At 74.3% G+C, this 19303-nt stretch carries 15 protein-coding genes; 4 read left to right on the top strand and 11 right to left on the bottom strand.

What is annotated here, in order from left to right:
- Window positions 1–49: 49 nt before the first annotated feature.
- Complete coding sequence (locus tag ACPYO4_RS10040) at window positions 50–760, top strand: type II toxin-antitoxin system PemK/MazF family toxin (protein ID WP_425709092.1); 711 nt, start codon at window positions 50–52, stop codon at window positions 758–760.
- A 171-nt stretch (window positions 761–931) separates the two neighbouring features.
- The gene (gene rpsT / locus ACPYO4_RS10045) at window positions 932–1192 is read left to right on the top strand and encodes a 30S ribosomal protein S20 (protein ID WP_425709093.1); all 261 of its coding nucleotides are present in this window, start codon (window positions 932–934) and stop codon (window positions 1190–1192) included.
- Between the two features lie 190 nt (window positions 1193–1382).
- Here rpsT and ACPYO4_RS10050 read toward each other — a convergent pair whose 3' ends face one another.
- The 8 genes from ACPYO4_RS10050 to ACPYO4_RS10085 all read right to left on the bottom strand — a co-directional run bounded on the left by ACPYO4_RS10050 (window position 1383) and on the right by ACPYO4_RS10085 (window position 11454).
- A complete protein-coding gene (locus ACPYO4_RS10050) occupies window positions 1383–2537 on the bottom strand; it encodes a glycosyltransferase family 4 protein (RefSeq protein ID WP_425709094.1) in 1155 nt (384 codons plus the stop codon).
- A 239-nt stretch (window positions 2538–2776) separates the two neighbouring features.
- Window positions 2777–4174, bottom strand: a complete 1398-nt coding sequence (locus tag ACPYO4_RS10055) for an MFS transporter (protein WP_425709095.1) — start codon at window positions 4172–4174, stop codon at window positions 2777–2779.
- Window positions 4175–4283: 109 nt separating this feature from the next.
- Window positions 4284–5261, bottom strand: a complete 978-nt coding sequence (holA, locus tag ACPYO4_RS10060; RefSeq protein ID WP_425709096.1) for a DNA polymerase III subunit delta — start codon at window positions 5259–5261, stop codon at window positions 4284–4286.
- Window positions 5262–5358: 97 nt separating this feature from the next.
- Window positions 5359–5979, bottom strand: a complete 621-nt coding sequence (locus ACPYO4_RS10065) for a septum formation family protein (RefSeq protein WP_425709097.1) — start codon at window positions 5977–5979, stop codon at window positions 5359–5361.
- Window positions 5980–6307: 328 nt separating this feature from the next.
- Window positions 6308–7009 carry a septum formation family protein gene (locus ACPYO4_RS10070; RefSeq protein WP_425709098.1) on the bottom strand — a complete coding sequence of 234 codons (702 nt, stop codon included), beginning with the start codon at window positions 7007–7009 and terminating at the stop codon, window positions 6308–6310.
- A gap of 167 nt (window positions 7010–7176) precedes the next feature.
- Window positions 7177–7764, bottom strand: coding sequence for a septum formation family protein (locus tag ACPYO4_RS10075; RefSeq protein WP_425709099.1), 588 nt, complete (start codon window positions 7762–7764; stop codon window positions 7177–7179).
- Window positions 7765–7922: 158 nt separating this feature from the next.
- A complete protein-coding gene (locus tag ACPYO4_RS10080; protein WP_425709100.1) occupies window positions 7923–10406 on the bottom strand; it encodes a ComEC/Rec2 family competence protein in 2484 nt (827 codons plus the stop codon).
- A 64-nt stretch (window positions 10407–10470) separates the two neighbouring features.
- Window positions 10471–11454 (bottom strand): ComEA family DNA-binding protein, encoded by a 984-nt coding sequence (locus ACPYO4_RS10085; RefSeq protein ID WP_425709101.1) that lies wholly within the window; start codon window positions 11452–11454, stop codon window positions 10471–10473.
- A 145-nt stretch (window positions 11455–11599) separates the two neighbouring features.
- Between ACPYO4_RS10085 and ACPYO4_RS10090 the strand changes: the two genes are divergently transcribed.
- Window positions 11600–13534 carry a helicase HerA-like domain-containing protein gene (locus ACPYO4_RS10090; protein WP_425709102.1) on the top strand — a complete coding sequence of 645 codons (1935 nt, stop codon included), beginning with the start codon at window positions 11600–11602 and terminating at the stop codon, window positions 13532–13534.
- A gap of 165 nt (window positions 13535–13699) precedes the next feature.
- Here the strand turns inward: ACPYO4_RS10090 and leuS are convergent, their stop codons facing one another.
- Complete coding sequence (leuS, locus tag ACPYO4_RS10095; RefSeq protein WP_425709103.1) at window positions 13700–16576, bottom strand: leucine--tRNA ligase; 2877 nt, start codon at window positions 16574–16576, stop codon at window positions 13700–13702.
- A gap of 155 nt (window positions 16577–16731) precedes the next feature.
- Window positions 16732–17244, bottom strand: a complete 513-nt coding sequence (locus ACPYO4_RS10100; protein WP_425709104.1) for a MarR family winged helix-turn-helix transcriptional regulator — start codon at window positions 17242–17244, stop codon at window positions 16732–16734.
- 100 nt (window positions 17245–17344) lie between these two features.
- Between ACPYO4_RS10100 and ACPYO4_RS10105 the strand changes: the two genes are divergently transcribed.
- Window positions 17345–17794 (top strand): HIT family protein, encoded by a 450-nt coding sequence (locus tag ACPYO4_RS10105; RefSeq protein ID WP_425709105.1) that lies wholly within the window; start codon window positions 17345–17347, stop codon window positions 17792–17794.
- Window positions 17795–17933: 139 nt separating this feature from the next.
- Here ACPYO4_RS10105 and ACPYO4_RS10110 read toward each other — a convergent pair whose 3' ends face one another.
- A complete protein-coding gene (locus ACPYO4_RS10110) occupies window positions 17934–19286 on the bottom strand; it encodes a GntP family permease (protein ID WP_425709106.1) in 1353 nt (450 codons plus the stop codon).
- Window positions 19287–19303: the final 17 nt, after the last annotated feature.

Consider the following 19303-nt stretch of genomic DNA (forward strand, 5'->3'; position numbering starts at 1 on the left):
CCCGATCGTATGTGCTGGCGTGCAGCGGCTCACACGTAGGCTCCGCTGCATGAGCATCGCCAGCCGACTCGGCCGCCTCGCCCGCTCCGTCGCCCACGACGTCGCCACCGAGGGCAGACGCCGCCTCGAGCAGCGCCTGCGCGGCCGGTCCGGGGGCGCGGGCCCCGCCGGACGCGGCGGAGCTCGACGCGACGACGACCGGCGTGCCGGGCGCGGCGGCGCCGGTGGGAGCGGCGTCGGTTCCCGGCCCGGCGGACGGGACGGCACGGGCTCGGCACGGGCCGGCGCCGGCTCGGACGGTGCCCGGTCGGCGTACGACGCCGGCCGGGCGGAGCAGCGGCGGCTGGACGTGGCCGTCGCCTACGACGTCGACCGGCTCGGCCTTCCGGAGCTCGCCTACGACCCGCGGCGCGACGACCGCGCCGACCCGGGCGAGGTCGTGTGGGCGTGGGTGCCGTACGACGAGGAGGACGGCCGGGGCAAGGACCGGCCCGTGCTCGTGCTCGCGCGGCTCGACGGCGACCTGCTCGGCGCACAGATGACGTCGAAGGACCGCGCCGAGGGCGGCGTGCACACCGACCGGCACGGCCGGTCGTGGATCGACGTCGGTACCGGCGCCTGGGACGGTCAGGGCCGAGACTCGGAGGTGCGGCTCGACCGCTTGCTCCGCCTGCCTCACGACGCGGTCCGCCGCGAGGGCGCCGCCCTCGACCGACGCATGTACGAACGTGTGACCCATGCCCTTGAGTCGAGGTACTGACCACCGCTGACGGCACACGACCCCGCTGGTAGGCTGGGCCGCTGGGTCGGAGCCCCCCTCTCGGCGACGACCAGGGGATCCGTCGGCGCCCGCTCGCCCGGACGGCCCCGACCGATCGTCAGCACTCCCGCCGCGGCGGGCACGCATCAGCCGAACCGAAGGATCATCCACGTGGCGAACATCAAGTCGCAGAAGAAGCGCAACCTGACCAACGAGAAGGCACGCGTGCGCAACCGGGCCGTCAAGACGGAGCTGCGCACCCACGTGCGTCGCGTCCGCGAGGCCATCGCGGCCGGCGACAAGGAGAAGGCCGGCACCACGCTCGCCGCCGCCTCCCGCAAGCTCGACAAGGCCGCCTCGAAGGGCGTCATCCACGCCAACCAGGCCGCGAACCGCAAGTCGAAGCTCGCGAAGCAGGTCTCCGCGCTCTGACTCGTCCCGCCGCGCGGCGGACCGACGATCGACAGGGGCCCCTCCGGGGGCCCCTTCGTCGTCTCTCGCGGCCGGCGACGTCGCAGCCGACCAGCGCCACCACGGGTCGGGAGAGCAGCACCGGTCGCTCGGTGTCGCACCCGCCGAGCGCCACCACGGGCCGCGCGAGCGGTGCCCCTGCGCCCGGGGTCTAGCGGAAGAGCCCGGCCAGCCTCGAGGACCGCGAGGTGGGCCGGGCGGCGTCGATCGCGTCCTCGTAGTGACCGAGCAGCTGGTCGCCGAGCGCCTCCCACGAGCGGGGCAGGACGCGCCGCCGGCCCGCCTCCCCCATGCGTGCGCGCAGCGCGGGGTCGCCGGCCAGGTGCGCGACGTGGGCGACGAGCTCGTCGTCGTCCTCCGCACCGTAGAGGTAGCCCGTCTCCCCCACGGCGACGATGTCGAGCGGGCCCCCCGAGGCCGGCGCCACGACCGGCACGCCGGTGGCCATCGCCTCCTGCAGCGTCTGCCCGAACGTCTCGTGGATGCCGGTGTGGACGAAGACGTCGAGCGCCGCATAGGCGTCGGCCAGCTCGTCACCGGAGAGCTTGCCGGTGAAGTGCGCCGACGCACCCAGGGCTCGCTCGAGCGACGGGCGCGACGGGCCGTCCCCGACGACGAGGAGCCGGACGTCGCTGCGTCCCCCGAGGTTCGCGAGCCGCTCGACCCGCTTCTCCGACGCCAGCCGCCCGACGTACCCCACGACGGCCGCACCCTCCGCGCCGTCGAGCAGGCGCTCGCGCAGCCGCGCGACCTGCGGCGTCGAACGGCGCCGCGGGTGGAACAGGACGGCGTCGACCCCGCGCGACCACTCGCGCACTCGCTCGATGCCGTTGTCCTCCAGGTCGGCGATCGTCGGGCGCGACGGCGCGAGCGTCACGTCGGCCCGGTTGTGGACCGTGCGCAGCCACCGCCAGATCGCGGGCGAGGTGGCCGCGAGCCCGTGCTTGCGCGCGAAGCCGGCCACGTCGGTCTGGAAGACCGCCACCGTGGGGATGCCCCGCCACCGCGCCTCCGCGACCGCCTGGGCGCCGAGACCGAACGGGGCGGAGGCGTGGAGGACGTCCGGGTCGAACGCGTCGAGGATCCGCGAGATCGACGACGACACGAGACCCACCTGCAGGCCGCCGTACTTGAACGACGGGACGGTGACGACCGGGAAGCCGTTGTACTGGCGCGGCGCCGGGCCGGGGCAGACGACGATCGCCTCGTGCCCGCGCAGCCGGAGGTGGTCCAGGACCCGCAGCACGGAGTTCGTCACTCCGTTGGTGGAGGGGATGAACGACTCGGTGACGATCGCGACGCGCATCGGGCCATGCTCATGTCTCTTGGTGACCGCCCGGCTTCGCACACGCCCGATCCTGGTGTCCGTCCGGTGAACGGACGAGTCTTTTCCCGGGGAGTCCTGCCCCGCCGGCCAGTTCCGGCGGCGCGGCCCCACCGGTCTGTCCCGCCCCGTCGGCCAGATCCGGCGGCGCGGTCCCGCCGGCGCGTCCCGTCCCGTCGGCCCGTCTCCTCTCGCCGGCTCACCCGGCGCGTCCCGTCCCGTCACTCGAGCGCCTGACCCCGCTTCTCCGCCAGCAGCAGGGCACCGACCGCGGCGAGCGCGAACGCGACGGCGAACACCGTGAACGCCAGGGCCGCACCGCCGGCTCGCAGGAAGAAGGGGACCGCGAACGGGGCAGCGATCGACGCGAGGCGTCCGAACCCGGCGGCCCAGCCCGCACCCGAGCCCCGCACGACGGTCGGGTACATCTCGGGCGTGACCGCGTACAGCGCGCCCCACGCACCGAGGCAGAAGAACGACAGCAGGCAGCCCGCCGCGATGATCTGCCACGGGTCCTCGGCCAGCGAGAAGAGCCCGGCGGCCAGTCCGGAGCCCACGAGGAACGAGGCGAGCGTCGCGCGCCGCCCCCAGGTCTCGATGAGGATCGCTGCAGCCGCGTAGCCGGGCAGCTGCGCGAGCGTGATGATGACGACGTAGCCGAAGGACCTGGTCAGTGAGCCGCCGTCGGCGCTGAGGATCGTCGGCAGCCAGGTGAACGCGCCGTAGTAGGCGAAGTTGAGGAAGAACCACGCCATCCACAGGCCGATCGTGCGCCGCCGCAGGCGCCCCGCGAAGAGCGAGGCGACGCCCGGACGCAGGTGCTCGTCCTCGGGCGCGGGTTCCGGCTCGAGGATCGCCGCCGACGCCCGCGCCCGCCCCCGGCCCATGTTCATCGGCGGCGAGTCCTCGAACTGCCGGACCGCGGCCTCCGCCTCGGCGTCACGGCCACGGGCCTCGAGGAAGCGCACGGACTCGGGGATCCTGGCGCGGACGTACAGCGCGTACACGGCGGGGACGGCGCCGATCGCGAGCGCCCACCGCCAGCCGGAGTCGTACTCGGCAACGATGAAGTAGCCGATGAGCGCGGCGAGCAGCCAGCCGACGGCCCAGAACGCCTCGAGGACCACGATGACCCGGCCGCGGATCCGGGCCGGCGAGTACTCGGAGACGAGCGTCGAGGCGACGGGGAGCTCCGAGCCGAGGCCGAGCCCGACCACGAACCGCAGCACGACGAACAGCGCCAGCGAGCTCACCAGCGCCGAGGCTCCCGTGGCGAGCCCGTAGACGAGCAGCGTGAGCGCGAACACGGTGCGCCGGCCGATCTTGTCGGCGAGGAGACCGCCGAAGGACGCCCCGATCGCCATGCCGGCGAAGCCCATCGACAGCGCGAGGCTGATCTCGCCGTCGCTGAGGTGCCACTCGCGCGCGAGCGCGGCGATGACGAACGAGATCATGCCGACGTCCATCGCGTCGAGCGCCCAGCCGATGCCGGACCCGGTGAGGAGCCGCGTGTGCCGTCGGGTGAACGGCAGGCCGTCGAGGCGCTCCGAGCGTGTCTGCGCGGGGCGTCGCCCGTCGGACTCGCCGCGTCTGGGCCCGGCCCCCGTGGGGTCGACCATCGAGTGTCCCTTCCCCCGGGATCGATCGGTCCCGGAACCCCGACAACCTACTCCGCGACGACCGTGGGGTGCGCCGCAGCGCCTACGGACGGTCAGCGCCTGAGGACGGTCAGCGGCTGCGCGCCTCGGCGATCCTGCGCACCGCCCGCTCGGTGGCGAACACCGGGTCGCGCGAGAGGCCCTTGACCTCGGCGTCCGCGGCGGCGACCGCGCTGATCGCCGCGGCCAGGCCGTGCGGCGTCCATCCCGCGAGGTCGCGCCGCGCACGGTCGGCCTGCCAGGGCGCGAGCCCCTTGGGAGCACCACCACCCCTCGACGCCGAGACGATCGCCATCGTCCGCAGCTTCGACGCGAGCGCCGCGACGACGGGCACGGGCCCCGTCCCCGTGGCGACGGCGTGCCGCAGCAGCGCGATGGCGGGCCCGAGGCGGCCGGCCACGGCGGCGTCGGCGACCTCGAAACCGGTCGCCTCCACCCGTCCCGCGTGGAACCGCCGCACCTGCTCGGCGGTGATGTCGCCGCCCGAGTCGGCGAGGAGCTGGGCCACCGAGGAGACGAGCTCCGCGACGTCGGAACCGAGCGCGTCCACGAGGTCCTTCACGGCCCCCGGCTCGATGCGCCCCCGTGCGCGACGCACGTCGGCCCGGACGAGGTCGGCCTTGTCCGAGTCCCGCTTCAGGGCCTCGCACCGGACGACCGGGTGCCCGGCCGCGGCCACGGCGTCGAGCAGCTTCTTCCCCCGCGTGCCGGTGTGGTGGCGCATGAGCAGCACCACGTCGGGGGCCGGGTCCTCGAGGTAGGCGAGCGCCTCCTCGAGCAGCGCGTCGGTCATCGCCTCGAGGTGCTCGACGTGCACGAGCCGTGGCTCGCCGAACAGCGAGGCGCTCGTGAGGAGCAGGAGCCGGCCCTTCTCGTAGGCCGCGGCGTCGATGCGGGTGATCTCGACGTCGGGGTCGCTCGCGCGGACCTGGTCGATCACGGCCCGCTCGGCGCGCTCGGCCAGGACCGCCTCGGGCCCGCGCACGAGGACGACCGGGGCCGGCTGGACGGTCTCCCAGGTCAGGTTCGCGGAGCGGCGGGCAGGCACGGGTCCACAGTGCCACGGCGCGCCCACCTCGGGCCCGCGTCGTCCACCGGCCCGGCGGATCCGGGTACCGGGTCGGCCGCGGCGGAGGTGCCCGCGGTCAGCGCTCCGACTGGAAGGCCGAGCCCTGGACGTCGTTCTCGGTGGTGAGCAGGCACAGGACCTCGGTGTCGTCGTCGTCCTCCCAGGTCGCGCGCGACGGCGTGAGTGCCGCGACGGAGTACGTCCCCTCGCTGTCCTCGCCACCGAGGTAGGCCGCGAGCTGGGAGTCGCACTGGCTGGTGGCCTCGGAGTCGACGACGTCGTCGCCCGGGTAGTCGCCGCTGGGCAGGTTGAAGGTGTAGAAGACCTCGGCGCGGTGGGCGCCGTCGCAGGAGATCGGCGAGCCGGGCTCGGGCGCCGTCAGGCACTGGCCGGGGTCGGCGGTGAACACTCCGTCCGCACCCGTGACGGGGTCGCCCATGTCGAAGTCCTCGAGCGAGAGCTCCGGCACCCGGGTCGGCATCCCCGTCTCGTCCTCGCCGCCGGACTGCGTGGTTGCCTCCTCGGTCGGGGCCTCCGGCTCGACGGGCGCGATCGTGATGTCCTCCGCGTCGCCGCCCGCCCCCGGCGCGCCGTCGTCCGTGCCGCGTCCGCACGCCGCGACGAGCAGCCCCGCGATCGCGACGACGGCGAGGCGTCGGCCGGTCGTGCGGTCTCCGTACGGTGGTCGTGCAGGCATGCGTCGTTCCTCTCGTCCGCCGGTCGGCCCGGCATCGGCCCCACAGGGTACGCACCCGGGCCGCCCGCACGACCGAAGTGCCCGACGCGACCGACGCGCTCGAGGCGCCCGCACCACCGAGGTGCCCGACGCGACCGACGCGACGCACGCGACCGGCCGAACGCGACGGAGGTGCCCGTCGCGACGGAGGTGCCCGTCGCGACGGACGTGCCCGGCCAGGCGCACGCGACCGGGGGCCGGCGCTGTGCGCCGGCCCCCGGAAGGTTCAGGTGCTCAGGACCTGGCCAGGGCCAGAGCCGTCGGGACCACGACGGTCCCGACGAGACGATCAGCCGTTGCTCTGGTAGCCGGAGCCGGTGGTGAGCTCGGCGGACTCGAGCATGCAGATGACCTCGGTGTCGCCGGCCTGGTCCCAGGTGGTCTGCGAAGGGCTCAGGGCGAACATCGCGTACTCGGAGTCCTCGGGGGCGCTGCCCACGTAGGCCTCGAAGTTCTCCTCGCAGGTGGCCTGCGCCTCCTCGCTGACGACGTCCTCGCCCGGGAACTCGTCGGCCTCGATGTTGTAGGTGTAGAACACCTCGAGGTCGTGCTCCTCGTCGCAGCTGATGATCTCGTCGGTCGCCACGCTGTCGAGGCACTCGCCCGGGTTCGCGGTGAACACCCCGGGTGCGCCCTCGCCGTTGTCGAACTCGGACAGGTCGGCGGACGCGCCGGTGTCGCCACCGTCGGTCCCCTCGCTCTCGTCGTCCTCCGACCCGCCCTCGGTGTCGCCACCGGTGCCGGCGCCGTCCGACCCGCCCTCGGTGTCGCCACCGGTGTCGCCGCCGTCGGACTCACCCTCCGTGTCGCCACCGGTGTCACCACCGGTGTCACCATCGGTGCCGCCGCCGTCCGGCGTCGACGGCTCCGACTCCTGCTCGGGCGGGGCGACGGGCTCGTCGTCCCCACAGGCCGCGAGGCCGAGTGCGAGGAACGGCAGGGACGCCACCAGGGCCATCTTGCGTCGTGCGGTCGTGGTCGTGCGCTGCATAGGAACCTCCAAGAGTCCGGGTGAACATCATGCTCACCGCACCGGGGGGCGGTGCTGAGGGAAGACGTTAGACCCGCAGGCACCCACCACCGCACCACATCCGATGGGAAGTGCTCCCCCCGAGAGATCTCCCCGGGTCCGCCGGGGGCCTCCCGTGTCCGTCGGGCTCAGGCGACGAGCTCGGCCGAGCGGAAGGCCGAACCCGTCGTCGGCTCGCTCGAGGTGAGCAGGCAGATCACCTCGCGGTCACCGGCGTCCTCCCAGGTCGTCGGGCTGGGGACGAGCCAGCTGAGCCCGTACCCGGACGCCTCGGGGGTCGTTCCGACGTAGGCGCCGAACCTCTCGAGGCACGCCTCGGTGTCGAAGCCGTCGTGCGGGAACTCGGTCTCCTCCACGGTGAACGTGTAGTAGACCTCCGCCTGGTGCGGGTGGTCGCAGGGGACGACCCGCGTGTCGTCCGAGCTGATGAGACAGTCCCCGGGGGCTGCGGTGAAGATGCCCGGCGCGCCGTCGCCGTGGTCGAACTCGCCCGGGTCCGGGCGCCGGTCGGACGGGCCCGGGTCGTCCTCGTCCTCGGGCAGGTCGGTGCTCGGGGTACGCGGGCCGGTGGGCTCGGGCGGCAGGTGCTCCCCGGCGTCGGGCGGGAGGAGACGGTCCGGGCCGAACCCGATCGCGCCGGTGTGGGCACCGAGGGCGAGCACTCCGATCACGAGGCACGCCACGACGGCGAGGGCTGCGGCACGGATGCGTGTCATCGCTGCTCCTCGGCGCCGTCGGTGGACGAGCGATCCGCGCCCCGCGCGGTCGTCGGTGGTCCGCCCAGCGTATTCGTCTGCATCGGAACGGTCCTCCCCGGTCGCGGGGAGGCCTGCCCGGTCACGGGGAAACCTGCCAGGTCCGGTCGCAGCGCCGCTCACCCGCACCCGACGAGCGTGAGCGAGCCCCCGGACCCAGGGACGAGCCACAGGTCGCCGCACTCGTCGGTGCGCGCCACGCGTGCACCGACGGCGGACCAGGTCTCGACGGCCCGCGGCGCGGGGTGCCCATGGTCGTTGTCCGCCCCGGAGGACACGAGCGCCACCACCGGTGACGTGACCTCGGCGAGTGCGGGGTCCAGGTTGCCCGAGCCGTGGTGCGGGACCACGACGATGTCGACGCCGGACGGCGCACGCTCGACCAGCACGCGGGCGAGCCTGCCCTGCCCCGCCTCCTCCAGGTCACCGGCGACGACGAGACGAACGTGGGAGTCCGGCTCACCGGTGTCGCCACCGCCACCGCCACCGGCCCGTGCCGCCGGCAGCTCGACGAGCAGCGCCATCGACGACTCGTTGACCGCGGACGAGTCGTCCGGCGAGGCGCGCGTCCCGACCCGCGGCAGCAGCACCTCGGCGGTGACGCCGCGCCAGTCGAGCTCCGCCCCCGTACCGACCTCGCGAACCCGGGCCGTGGCTCCCGAGTCCGCTACCGCCTCGAGGGCATCGGCCAACGGGCTCGCGCCGTCGACGGCCGGCACGAGGATCTCGTCGACCTCCGCCACGTCGAGCACCGCCGGAAGGCCCGCGGTGTGGTCGGCGTGGTCGTGGGTGAGGACCACGGCGTCGAGCGTGTCGACCTCGGCGTCGGCCACGCACGTCGCCGCCGAGCCGTCGGCGTCACCGGTGTCGACGAGGACGGCGGATCCCTGCCCGGTGCGGACGAGCAGCGCCGAGGCCTGGCCGACGTCGCACTGGCGGACGACCCAGCCCTGCGGCGAGCCCGCTCCCGGGGCGGTCGGGGCGACCGAGACGATGCCCGGGGCGACCATGACGACGACGAGCGCCCGTACCCGCGCCCCCGTCGTGGCGGTGCGCGCGACGGCGACGCAGCAGAGCACCGTGCAGGCGGCGAGCAGGACGACGCCGAGCGCGCCGCCCGGCCACGGGACCGTCGCGGCCGGGGCGCCCGCCAGGGTCAGTGCCACCCAGGCGATCCACGCGGTGTGCCAGGACGCGACCGTGGCGAGGGCGTGCGCGGCATCGGCGGACAGGGGCGACACCAGTGCGGCCCCGAGCCCGAGGACGGTCGCGCCCGGTACGGCGGGGGCGGCGAGCACGTTGGCGGGCACGGCCGTCATCGCGAGCCGTGGGTCCAGGAGCGCGAGCACCGGAGCGCAGGCGAGCTGCGCGGCCGCCGGGATCGCGAGCCCGTGCGCGAGCCACCGTGGCACCCCTGCCGAGAGCAGCCGGGCGAGCGGTCGGGCGAGCAGGATGATCGCGGCCGTCGCTCCGGCCGAGAGCACGAGCCCGTAGGACCTGGCCAGGGCCGGGTCGGCGAGGAGCAGGACGACCACGGCGGTCGCTAGCGCCGGAAGTGCGCGCGCCGGTCGGCCGAGCAGCCCGGCGAGCAGCACGACACCCCCGGTCGCTCCTGCACGCAGCACCGACGGCTCGGGCCGGACAAGGACGACGAGAGCGACGACGACCGCGGGCCCGATCAGGGCGGCGAGCCGCGGGCGGCCACGGCCGACGATGCCGAGCACCGCGGCCAGGACGAGGGAGACGTGCGCTCCGCTGACCGCCGTGAGGTGGGTGAGCCCCGTGACCCGTGCGGCGTCCTCGAGGTCGGCGGGCAGGGCGCGATCGTCGCCGAGCGCGATGCCCGGCACCAGGCCGCGCGCCTGCGGCGGGAGCGTGTCGGTGGCGCCCCTCAGTCCTTCCCGCAGCACGTCCACGGCCCCCAGGGCGCCCGTCGGCGGCGCGGTCTCGCGCACCGGGTCGTCGGCGAAGATCAGGGCGACCTCTGCCTCCGCGCGTCCGGTGGGCCGTGCGTCGCCGACGACCTCGACGGTCGCGCCGACCCGCAGCCGGTGCTCGCCGGGCGGCGCGAGGACGAGGACCGTGCCCCCGGCGTCCGCGGGCGCGGGGTCCCGGGCGGACGCAGGCTCCCGCGCGGGCGCGACCGTGCGGAGGTCGAGGACGAACCGTTCCTGGCCCCGGCCTGCCGTGTCGGGGTCACCGAGCACCACGCCCTCGACGACGACCTCCGACCCCTCGGCAGCGAGCAAGGTCAGCGGGTGCGCCTCACGGTCCGCGTGGTGGAACGTGACCACCGCGAGGGCGGTGGCGAGGCCGCCGAGCACGAGCGCCACCTGTGGCACCCACGAGGCAGCCAGATAGCCCCGGAGCCGCAGCGCGACCAGCAGGGCGACCAGGGCTCCCGTGCCCGAGAGAAGGCCGGCGGTCGCCACGACGGAGGTCGGCGCGCCGAGCCCGATACCGACGGCCGCCCAGGTCGCCAGTGCGAACGGGACCAGCCGGATGTCGTGCGGGTCCGCCGGCCGGTGCCCGGCAGGGTCGAAGTCTCGGCTCGCGGCAGGGTCGATGTCTCGGCTCCCGGCGGGGTCAGCCGTACGGTGCACCCCCGACCCCGACGAGCCCGTCAGACGATGCGCAGAGGAGCCGGCCGGCCTGGCTCGTGCGTGCTCAGACCGTGACGAGGTCACGCAGCTGGTCCATGAGGACGGGACCGATCCCGGAGACGTCCTGCAGCTCCTCGACGGAGACGAAGGCGCCGACCTGCTCCCGATGGGCGACGATGCGGCCCGCGAGCGCCGGCCCGATCCCCGGCAACGTCTCCAGCTCGCCCGGCCCCGCCGTGTTGAGGTCGATGGGCTGCGCGCCGTCGGCCGCCCCGACCGGTCCAGCCCCGCCCGTGGCGTCCCCGCCCGTGGCACCCGAGCTGTCCCCCGCTCCCGGCGGCGCGCCCTGCGCTCCGGCCGGTGGCTCGCGCGGCTCCTCGCCCTCCACGGGCACGTACACCTGCTCGCCGTCCACGAGCGGGCGGGCCAGGTTGACCGACATGAGATCGGCCTCGGCTCGGGCGCCACCCACGGCGTCGACCGCATCACCCACCCTGGAACCGGGAGCGAGGGAGACGACGCCCGGTCGGGCCACCGCGCCGGCGACGTGCACCACGACGTCGGTTCCGGCTCCGTCACCGGACCCGCCGACCGGTCCTGCGTTGTGCCCGATTCCGTCCGCGCCAGGGGCCGACGGGTCGCCGCCCACCGCGTCGGGGGCTCCGGGGTCGTCCTGCACGCCCGAGCCGGAGCGGTCCGGATCGGCGGCGCCCTCGTCCGCGGCGGCGACCCCAGCGTCGGCCCCGGCGCCCGCCGGGTCACTCCCAATCGCGTCTGCCGGTGAGCTCGCGGTCGCCTCCTCGTGCCCGCCGGCCGCGAGCTCCTCGCCCGGACCCGGGCGGGAGAGCAGGTGGCGAGCACCGAGCGCAGCAACGACGAGCGCGAGGATCACCAGCACCGCCACGACCGCCCGGCGCGAGGGCCAGGCGCGCACGGCCCGGCGCTCTCCCTCCTCGGGATCGACCTCGAGATGACCGGCCGCCGCGGTGTAGGCGACGCGCGTGAGGTCGCGCAGCCGCCGGGTCGCCTCGCTCCGCGCCGGGTCCATGCCAGGGACGCTAGGGAGCGGATCGGTACGACGTCGGCCGGGCACCGCGCGGCTGTGGATGCGGGCGCTGAACCTATCGGTGTGGACCGGGGTTCGCCGTCGCGCGATGGGGTGTCGCGCCGCCGACGCGCTCTACGCTGTCCCCGTGACGGACACCACGGACGACAGCGCGTCGGTCGAGATCGCGCGCCTACGGGCAGAGGCGGCCCAGGCCGAGGCCGAGGCGGCGGAGGCACGGGCGGCGGCCGCCCGAGCAGCCCTCGAGGCGGCCCTCGCGGGCGAGGCCGGCGGCACGCCGGCCGGCACGACGCAGGGCAACGCGACGCAGGACGCCGTCACCGAGGCCGACGCCGGACCCGTCGCCACCACTCAGGCCGACACCACGCCGGGCAACGCCCCGCAGGCCGACGCCACGCAGGCCGCGGCCGCGCCGGCCGACGACACCCAAGCTGACGTCACCGAGACCGCCGCCCCGCAGGCCGCGCTCTCCGCCCACGCCGCCGAGATCCGCGACGGCTACGCGGCCGAGGGTGCCCTCCTGCCCGTGGGCGTGCTCCTGGAGGACGGCGCGCCGGTCCCGGACGTCCGCGTCGGCCTCCCGCTGGCGACCCTCAACCGGCACGCGCTCGTGGCCGGCGCCACCGGAACCGGCAAGACTCGCACCCTCCAGCTCATGGCCGAGGGCCTCTCCGCGGCGGGCGTCCCGGCCCTCGTCACGGACGTCAAGGGCGACCTCACCGGCCTGCTCCAGCCGGGCACGGGCGGCGAGAAGCTGCGCGAACGTACCGACCCGCTCGGCCAGGACTGGGCGGGTACGGGATTCCCCGTCGAGCTCCTCCGCGTGGGCGAGGGACCGGGCGCGGTCCCCGTCCGGACCACGGTCTCGGACTTCGGCCCGCTGCTGCTGGCCAAGGTCCTCGGCCTCAACGACACCCAGGAGTCCGCCCTCCAGCTGATCGTCCACTGGGCCGACACCGAGGGACTGGCGCTCGTCGACCTCGGAGACCTGCGCTCGGTCGTCGACCACCTGACGTCGGACGCCGGGAAGGAGGAGCTGCGCGGGATCGGCGGCATCGCCACCTCGACCGCCGGCGTCATCCTGCGTGAGGTCTCCGCGCTCGCGGCCCAGGGCGGCGAGGAGTTCTTCGGCGAGCCCGCCTTCGACACGGCCGACCTCCTGCGCACCGCGGCGGACGGGCGCGGCGTGCTCTCGGTGCTCCGGCTGCCCGACCTGCACCAGCGCCCCGCCATGCTCTCCACGTTCGTGATGTGGTTGCTCGCCGACCTGTTCGGCTCCTCCCCCGAGGTCGGCGACACCGACCGCCCCCGGCTCGTGTTCTTCTTCGACGAGGCCCACCTCCTCTTCGCCGACGCCTCGAAGGAGTTCCTCTCCCAGGTCGTCCGCACGGTCCGGCTCATCCGCTCCAAGGGCATCGGCATCGTCTTCGTCACCCAGTCGCCGACCGACGTTCCCGAGGCCGTGCTCGCCCAGCTCGGCGGCCGCGTCCAGCACGCGCTGCGGGCCCACACCCCCAAGGACGCCCGCGCGCTCAAGGAGGCCGTGACGACCTTCCCGACGTCGCCCTACGACCTCGCCGAGGTCCTCACCTCGCTCGGCACCGGCGAGGCAGTCGTCACGGTGCTCGCCGAGGACGGCGCGCCGACGCCGGTGGCCGTCACCCGGGTCCTCGCCCCCGCCGCCGTCATGGGACCCGCGGACGACGAGGCCGCCACCGCGGCCCTGGCGGCCTCTCCCCTGGCGGGTCGCTACGCCGAGCGGGTCGACCCGGAGTCCGCCACCGAGCTGCTCGCGGCTCGGATGGAGGCGTCCGCCCGTGCGGCGGCCGCCCAGGCCGAGGCCGAGCGGCTCGCCGAGGAGCAGGCGCGGATCGAGGCGGAGCGCCAGCAGGCCGACGACGAGCGCCTCGAGGAGATGGAGAAGGAGCTCGAGGCCGCCCGGCGCCGCGAGGAGCGCGAGGCCGAGCGGCGTGCCCGGCAGCGCGAATCGGTGCTCACCTCGATGGCGCGCACCGCCGGGACGTCGATCATCCGCTCGATCCTCGGCAACCGGCGCCGCTGAGCACCACCTGCCCGGCCAGGAGACCCGGCCGGCCCAGAGACCCGTCCCACGAGGAGACCCGGCCGACCGGGAGGCCCGTCCCACCAGGAGACCTGACCGTCCAGGAGGCCCGTCCGGCTACGGGCCCGTCCGGCTACGGGCCCGCCCGGCTACGGGCCCGTCCGGCTACGGGACGACGTTGACCAGGGACGGCGGGCGCACGATGACGCGCCGCGGCTCGGCGCCGTCGAGGTGCTTGACCACGGCCGGTTCGGCCAGCGCCAGCTCACGCAGCTCGTCCTCGCCGATCGACGCCGACACCTCGAGCTTCGCCCGCACCTTGCCCTTGACCTGCACGATCGCGGTCACCGTCTCCTCGACCAGCAGGTCGGGGTCCGCCTCGGGGAACGGCTCGTAGGCCAGCGACCCCGGGTGCCCGAGACGCTCCCACAGCTCCTCGGCGACGTGGGGGGCCATCGGCGCGAGCATGAGCACGAGCGGCTCGATCGCCGCGCGCGGCACCCGCTCCAGGGTCGTCAGATGGTTGTTGAGGACGATGAGCCGGGCGATGGCGGTGTTGACCCGCATGCCCTCCAGCTCGTCGGTGACCTCGGCGACGGTACGGGCCACGAGGCGGGCGGTCTCCTCGTCGGGCGCGTCGTCCGTGACGGTGACCTCCCCGGTGGTCTCGTCGATCGCGTTGCGCCACAGCCGCTGGAGGAAGCGCAGCGACCCGACGACCGCGCGGGTGTCCCACGGGCGCGAGTCGGCCAGCGGCCCCATCGACATCTCGTACAGGCGGAAGGTGTCGGCGCCGTAGGACGCGTACATCTCGTCGGGCGTCACCGCGTTCTTCAGGGACTTGCCCATCTTCCCGTACTCCTGGGTGACCGGCCGGCCCTGCCAGGTGAAGCCGGCGGTCTCGTCGCCCTCGACCTCGTCGGCCGGGACGTGCTGACCCCGGGAGTCGACGTACGCGTACGCCTGGATGTAGCCCTGGTTGAACAGCTCGTGGAACGGTTCCGAGCTCGACAGGTGGCCCAGGTCGAACAGGACCTTGTGCCAGAACCGCGCGTACAGCAGGTGCAGGACCGCGTGCTCCACGCCACCGACGTACAGGTCGGTGCCACCGACCCCGCCCTGCGTGCGCGGGCCCAGCCAGTACTCCTCGATCTCGGGGTCGACGAACCTCTCGGAGTTCGTGGGGTCCAGGTAGCGCAGCTCGTACCAGCACGAGCCCGCCCACTGCGGCATCGTGTTGGTGTCCCGGCGGTAGGTCTGCTCGCCGCGCCCGTCACCCAGGTCCAGGCGGACGTTCACCCACTCAGGCACGCGCCCCAGCGGGGGCTCGGGCGTGGAGTCGACGTCGTCGGGGGCGAAGGTCCGCGGCGAGTAGTCCGCGACCTCGGGCAGGTCGACGGGCAGCATCTCGTCGGGCAGCGTGTGCGCGACGCCGTCCTCGTCGTAGACGACCGGGAACGGCTCGCCCCAGTAGCGCTGGCGGGAGAACAGCCAGTCGCGCAGCCGGTAGGTCACCGCCTGCTCGCCCAGGCCCTTGTCGGACAGCCAGGTGGTGATCGTCGCCTTCGCGTCCTCGACCGTCATGCCGTCGAGGCTGATCTCCTCGTTCGCCGACGCCGTGACCAGGCCGTCTCCCGCCCACGCGCCACCCTCGTGGTCGGCCGGCGGCTCGACGGTGTGGATCACCGGCAGCTCGTAGGCCGTCGCGAACTCGAAGTCCCGCTGGTCACCGCCCGGGACCGCCATGATCGCGCCCGTCCCGTAGCCCATGAGCACGTAGTCGGCCGTGAACACCGGCACCCGGACGCCGTTGACGGGGTTCGTCGCGTACAGGCCGGTGAAGACACCGGTCTTGGTCCGCGCGTCGTCCGTGCGCTCGTCGTCGGTCCGCGCGGCGGCCTGGGCCCGGTACTGCCCGACGGCGGAGGCCGGGTCGGGCGCATCTGACGTCCACACCGCGGGGACGTCGGCGGGCCAGGCGGCCGGCAGCTCGCCGTCGAGCATCGGGTGCTCGGGCGAGACAACCATGAACGTCGCGCCGAACAGCGTGTCCGGACGGGTCGTGAAGACCTCCAACTCGCCGCGGCCGGGAACGTCGAAGCGCACGTTGGCGCCCTCGGAGCGCCCGATCCAGTTGCGCTGCATCGTCTTGACCTTGTCCGGCCAGTCGATGTGGTCCAGGCCCTCGAGCAGGCGGTCGCCGTACGCGGTGATCCGCATCGTCCACTGCAGCAGGTTGCGAGTGAAGACCGGGAAGTTGCCGCGCTCGGAGCGGCCGTCGGCCGTGACCTCCTCGTTCGCCAGGACCGTGCCCAGGCCCGGGCACCAGTTGACGGGCTGCTCGGAGACGTAGGCCAGCCGGTACCCGGCGACGACCTCGGCCCGCTCGACGTCGGTGAGGTCCGCCCAGGCGCGCCCGCCCGGCACCTCGCGCTCGCCGGACTCCAGCTGCGCGACGAGGTCGGCGACCGGCCGGGCGGAACCGGTGCCGCCGTCGGGCCGGACGTGGGTCGGGTCGTACCAGGAGTTGAAGATCTGCGTGAAGATCCACTGCGTCCAGCGCACGTACTCCGGGTCGGTGGTGGAGATCGATCGGCGCTCGTCGTGCCCCAGGCCCAGGCGCCGCAGCTGGCGGCGCATCGTCGCGATGTTCTCCTCGGTGGTGACCCGGGGGTGCTGCCCGGTCTGCACGGCGAACTGCTCGGCGGGCAGGCCGAACGCGTCGTAGCCGAGGGTGTGCAGGACGTTGTCGCCGCGCATGCGCCGGAACCGCCCCACGACGTCGGTCGCGATGTAGCCCAGCGGGTGCCCGACGTGCAGGCCCTTGCCCGAGGGGTAGGGGAACATGTCGAGGAGGTAGAAGCGCGGGCGGTCGGCGCGCGGACCGGCCAGCGGGCCGGTCGGGTTGTGCGCGTGGAACGTGCCCTCGGCCGCCCAGCGGTCCTGCCAGCGCTGCTCGATCTCGCCGGCCAGGGCCGCCGTGTAGCGGTGCGGCGGGGTCGAGTCGTCGGTGGGGTGCGCGGCGGTGGTCTCGGTCGTCATGGTCCTCAGCTCATCCGGTGTGGGGTGCTCGCCTCCGGGCAGAAAAAAACCTCCCGACATGGGAGGTCCGCCGCGCCGAGTCACCGGCCCGCGTGGGGCGGTGGACTGCTCAGCGCGGCCCGGGAAGGAGCAGCACGAAAGCCATGTCGGGCAGGTTACCACCGCCCTGATCGCCGAGAGCGCGGGTCGGCCGGGCGCGCCTCGGTCCGGACCTTGCGCAGGAGACGACGGAGCTCGCGCTGCTCGTCCTCGTCGAGGACGGACATCTCGGCGTGGATGGTCCGCACGTGCCGTCGCCCGACGGCGCGCTGCATCTCGAGCCCCTCCTCGGTGAGGACGAGGTTCGTCCCCCGGGCGTCGTTGACGGCGGGCGTGCGCCGGAGGTAGCCCTTGGCGGCCAGGCGGTCGGCCATCCGGCTCAGGCTCGGCTGGGCCATGAGGACCTGCTCGTTGAGGTCGCGCATGCGCAGGCTGCGGCCCGGCGCGGTGGCGAGGATGAACAGCACGTCGTACTCGGTCTTCGACAACGGCTGGAAGTCCCCGGACGCCTCGAAGGTGCGCATGAGGGTGACCTCGGCGCGCAGCAGCGCCTCCCAGGTGGAGCTGCTCAGGCGCATGCCCGTGTCCGGGGGCGCGTCGCCCCCGGCCGCGTCCCGCGTCGAGTCCACCCGTCGTATCCCTTCGCCGTCCCCGTGGCGCACCATAGTGCAGCGGTCCTGCGCGCCGTCGCCCGCAGCACGGGCACCGCCCAGGCCCTAGCCTGGCGGCATGGCCACCATCTTCTCCCGCATCATCGCCGGCGAGATCCCCGGGCGCTTCGTCTGGTCCGACGACCTGTGCGTCGCTTTCCTCTCGACCGGCCCCCACACCGAGGGGCACGCGCTCGTCGTCCCGCGCGCGGAGGTCGACAACGTGCTCGACGCCGACGAGGAGCTCGTCGCGCACCTCGCCGTCGTCGCTCGCCGCATCGGCGCGGCCCAGCGGGCCGCGACGGGTGCGCCGCGGGCGATGATCGTCGTCGCCGGGTTCGAGGTCCCGCACCTCCACGTGCACGTGTACCCGGCCTGGGACGAGACGGTGCTCGACCCCGCCGTCGCGCGGTCCGACGTCCCGGACGAGGAGATGGACGCCGCGGCCGAGCGCCTGCGCGCCGCCATCCGGGAGACCGGGTTCCCCGCGAACGTCCCCGCGGAGCCGGGCACCTCCCCGACCGTCTGACCCGGGCGGCGCAGAAGCGGCAGCCGCCCCGACTGGAGAGGCGTCCGCCCCGAGGGCGACACTCGTCCCGCCGGAGGCCCGACGCAGGCGCGGCGGCAGCGGGCGCCCACCCGTTGCCGCCACCACCGGAGCCCTCCGCCTAGCCGATGGGCACGAGGGACGCCCCGAGCACCGCCACGAGGGACACGACCGACGCGATCGAGGTGACCGTCGTCATCGTCTTGAGGGTGCCCTTCGTCGACAGGCCGAGCAGCGCCTTGAACAGCCAGAAGAAGTTGCTGTTGACCTGCAGCGCGAACAGCGAGCCGGACGCGATCGCCAGGCCGATGATCACCGCGGGCACCTCCAGGGTGCCGAGCACCGGGGCCACGATGCCGGCCGCCGCGATGGCGGCGACGGACACCGACCCGATCGCCAGGTGCATGAGGGCGGCGACGACCCAGGCCAGCAGGATGCTCACGATCACCGTGACGCCCTGCCCGACGGAGAACAGCCCGCCCAGGATCTCGGCCAGGCCGGTGGCCTCGATGACGGCCCCGAGCGAGCCGCCGACGCCGGTGACGAGCAGGATCTCACCGCTCGTGCGCAGGCCGTCGCCGACGGCGTCGTTGGTCCGCTCGGTCCCCACGACCACGCGGCTCATGACGAACGCCCCGAGCAGGCCCACGAACAGGGCGACGGTCGCGTCACCGATGAAGCTGACGACGGCGTTCTCCACCCCGGCCAGCCCGGCGAAGGCACCGAAGGCGATCATCAGCAGCGGCACGACGATGGGCGACAGTGCCAGCCACAGCGGGGGGCGCCGTTCGCCGTCGGCCTGCTCCTCGGCGGCGGCCTCCTGCTGCTGCAGCGCCTCGGACTCCTCCTCGTCGGTCGCGGGCCGCCACCAGCCGGCGCCCAGCATGCGGTGGAAGAGCCAGATCGTCCCGATCGCGGTGGCGGGACCGATGATGATGCCGTAGATGAGGTAGGTCCCCATCTCGACGCCGAGCAGGGAGACCACCGAGACCGCTGCCAGCCCGGGGACGACGAAGACGTAGCCGCAGAAGATGCCGGTGCCCAGGGCCCCGGCCAGCCGCGCGAGTCCGTGCCTGCCGACGAGCCCGGCCGACGACCGGGCCACGGGTGCGGCGAGGACCACCTGGACGTCGACGTAGATCGACGGGGCGATGGTGCTGAGCGCGACGCCGAGCGCGTACGGCAGGCGTCTGGCGGGCACGATCCGCACGAGCGCTTCGACCATGCTGCGGAAGGCGCCCATCCGGTTGAGCAGCGACCCCATGAGGACGCCGAAGCCGATGAGCAGCCCGATGTCGGCCATGATCTCGCCGAACCCGCCGGTGATCGCCCCCACCGTGCCGCCGAACCCTACCCCGGTGGCCAGCCCGAGGTAGAAGCTGCCGAGGACGAGGGCGATGACGGGATCGACCGTGAACCTGATGATCAGCAGGATGATCGCCACGATGGCGATCGCGGTGTGCACGGCTATCATTCCGACCTCCTTGTTCG

This window comes from Georgenia sp. Z1491 (assembly GCF_049856175.1).
Classification (GTDB): domain Bacteria; phylum Actinomycetota; class Actinomycetes; order Actinomycetales; family Actinomycetaceae; genus JB111.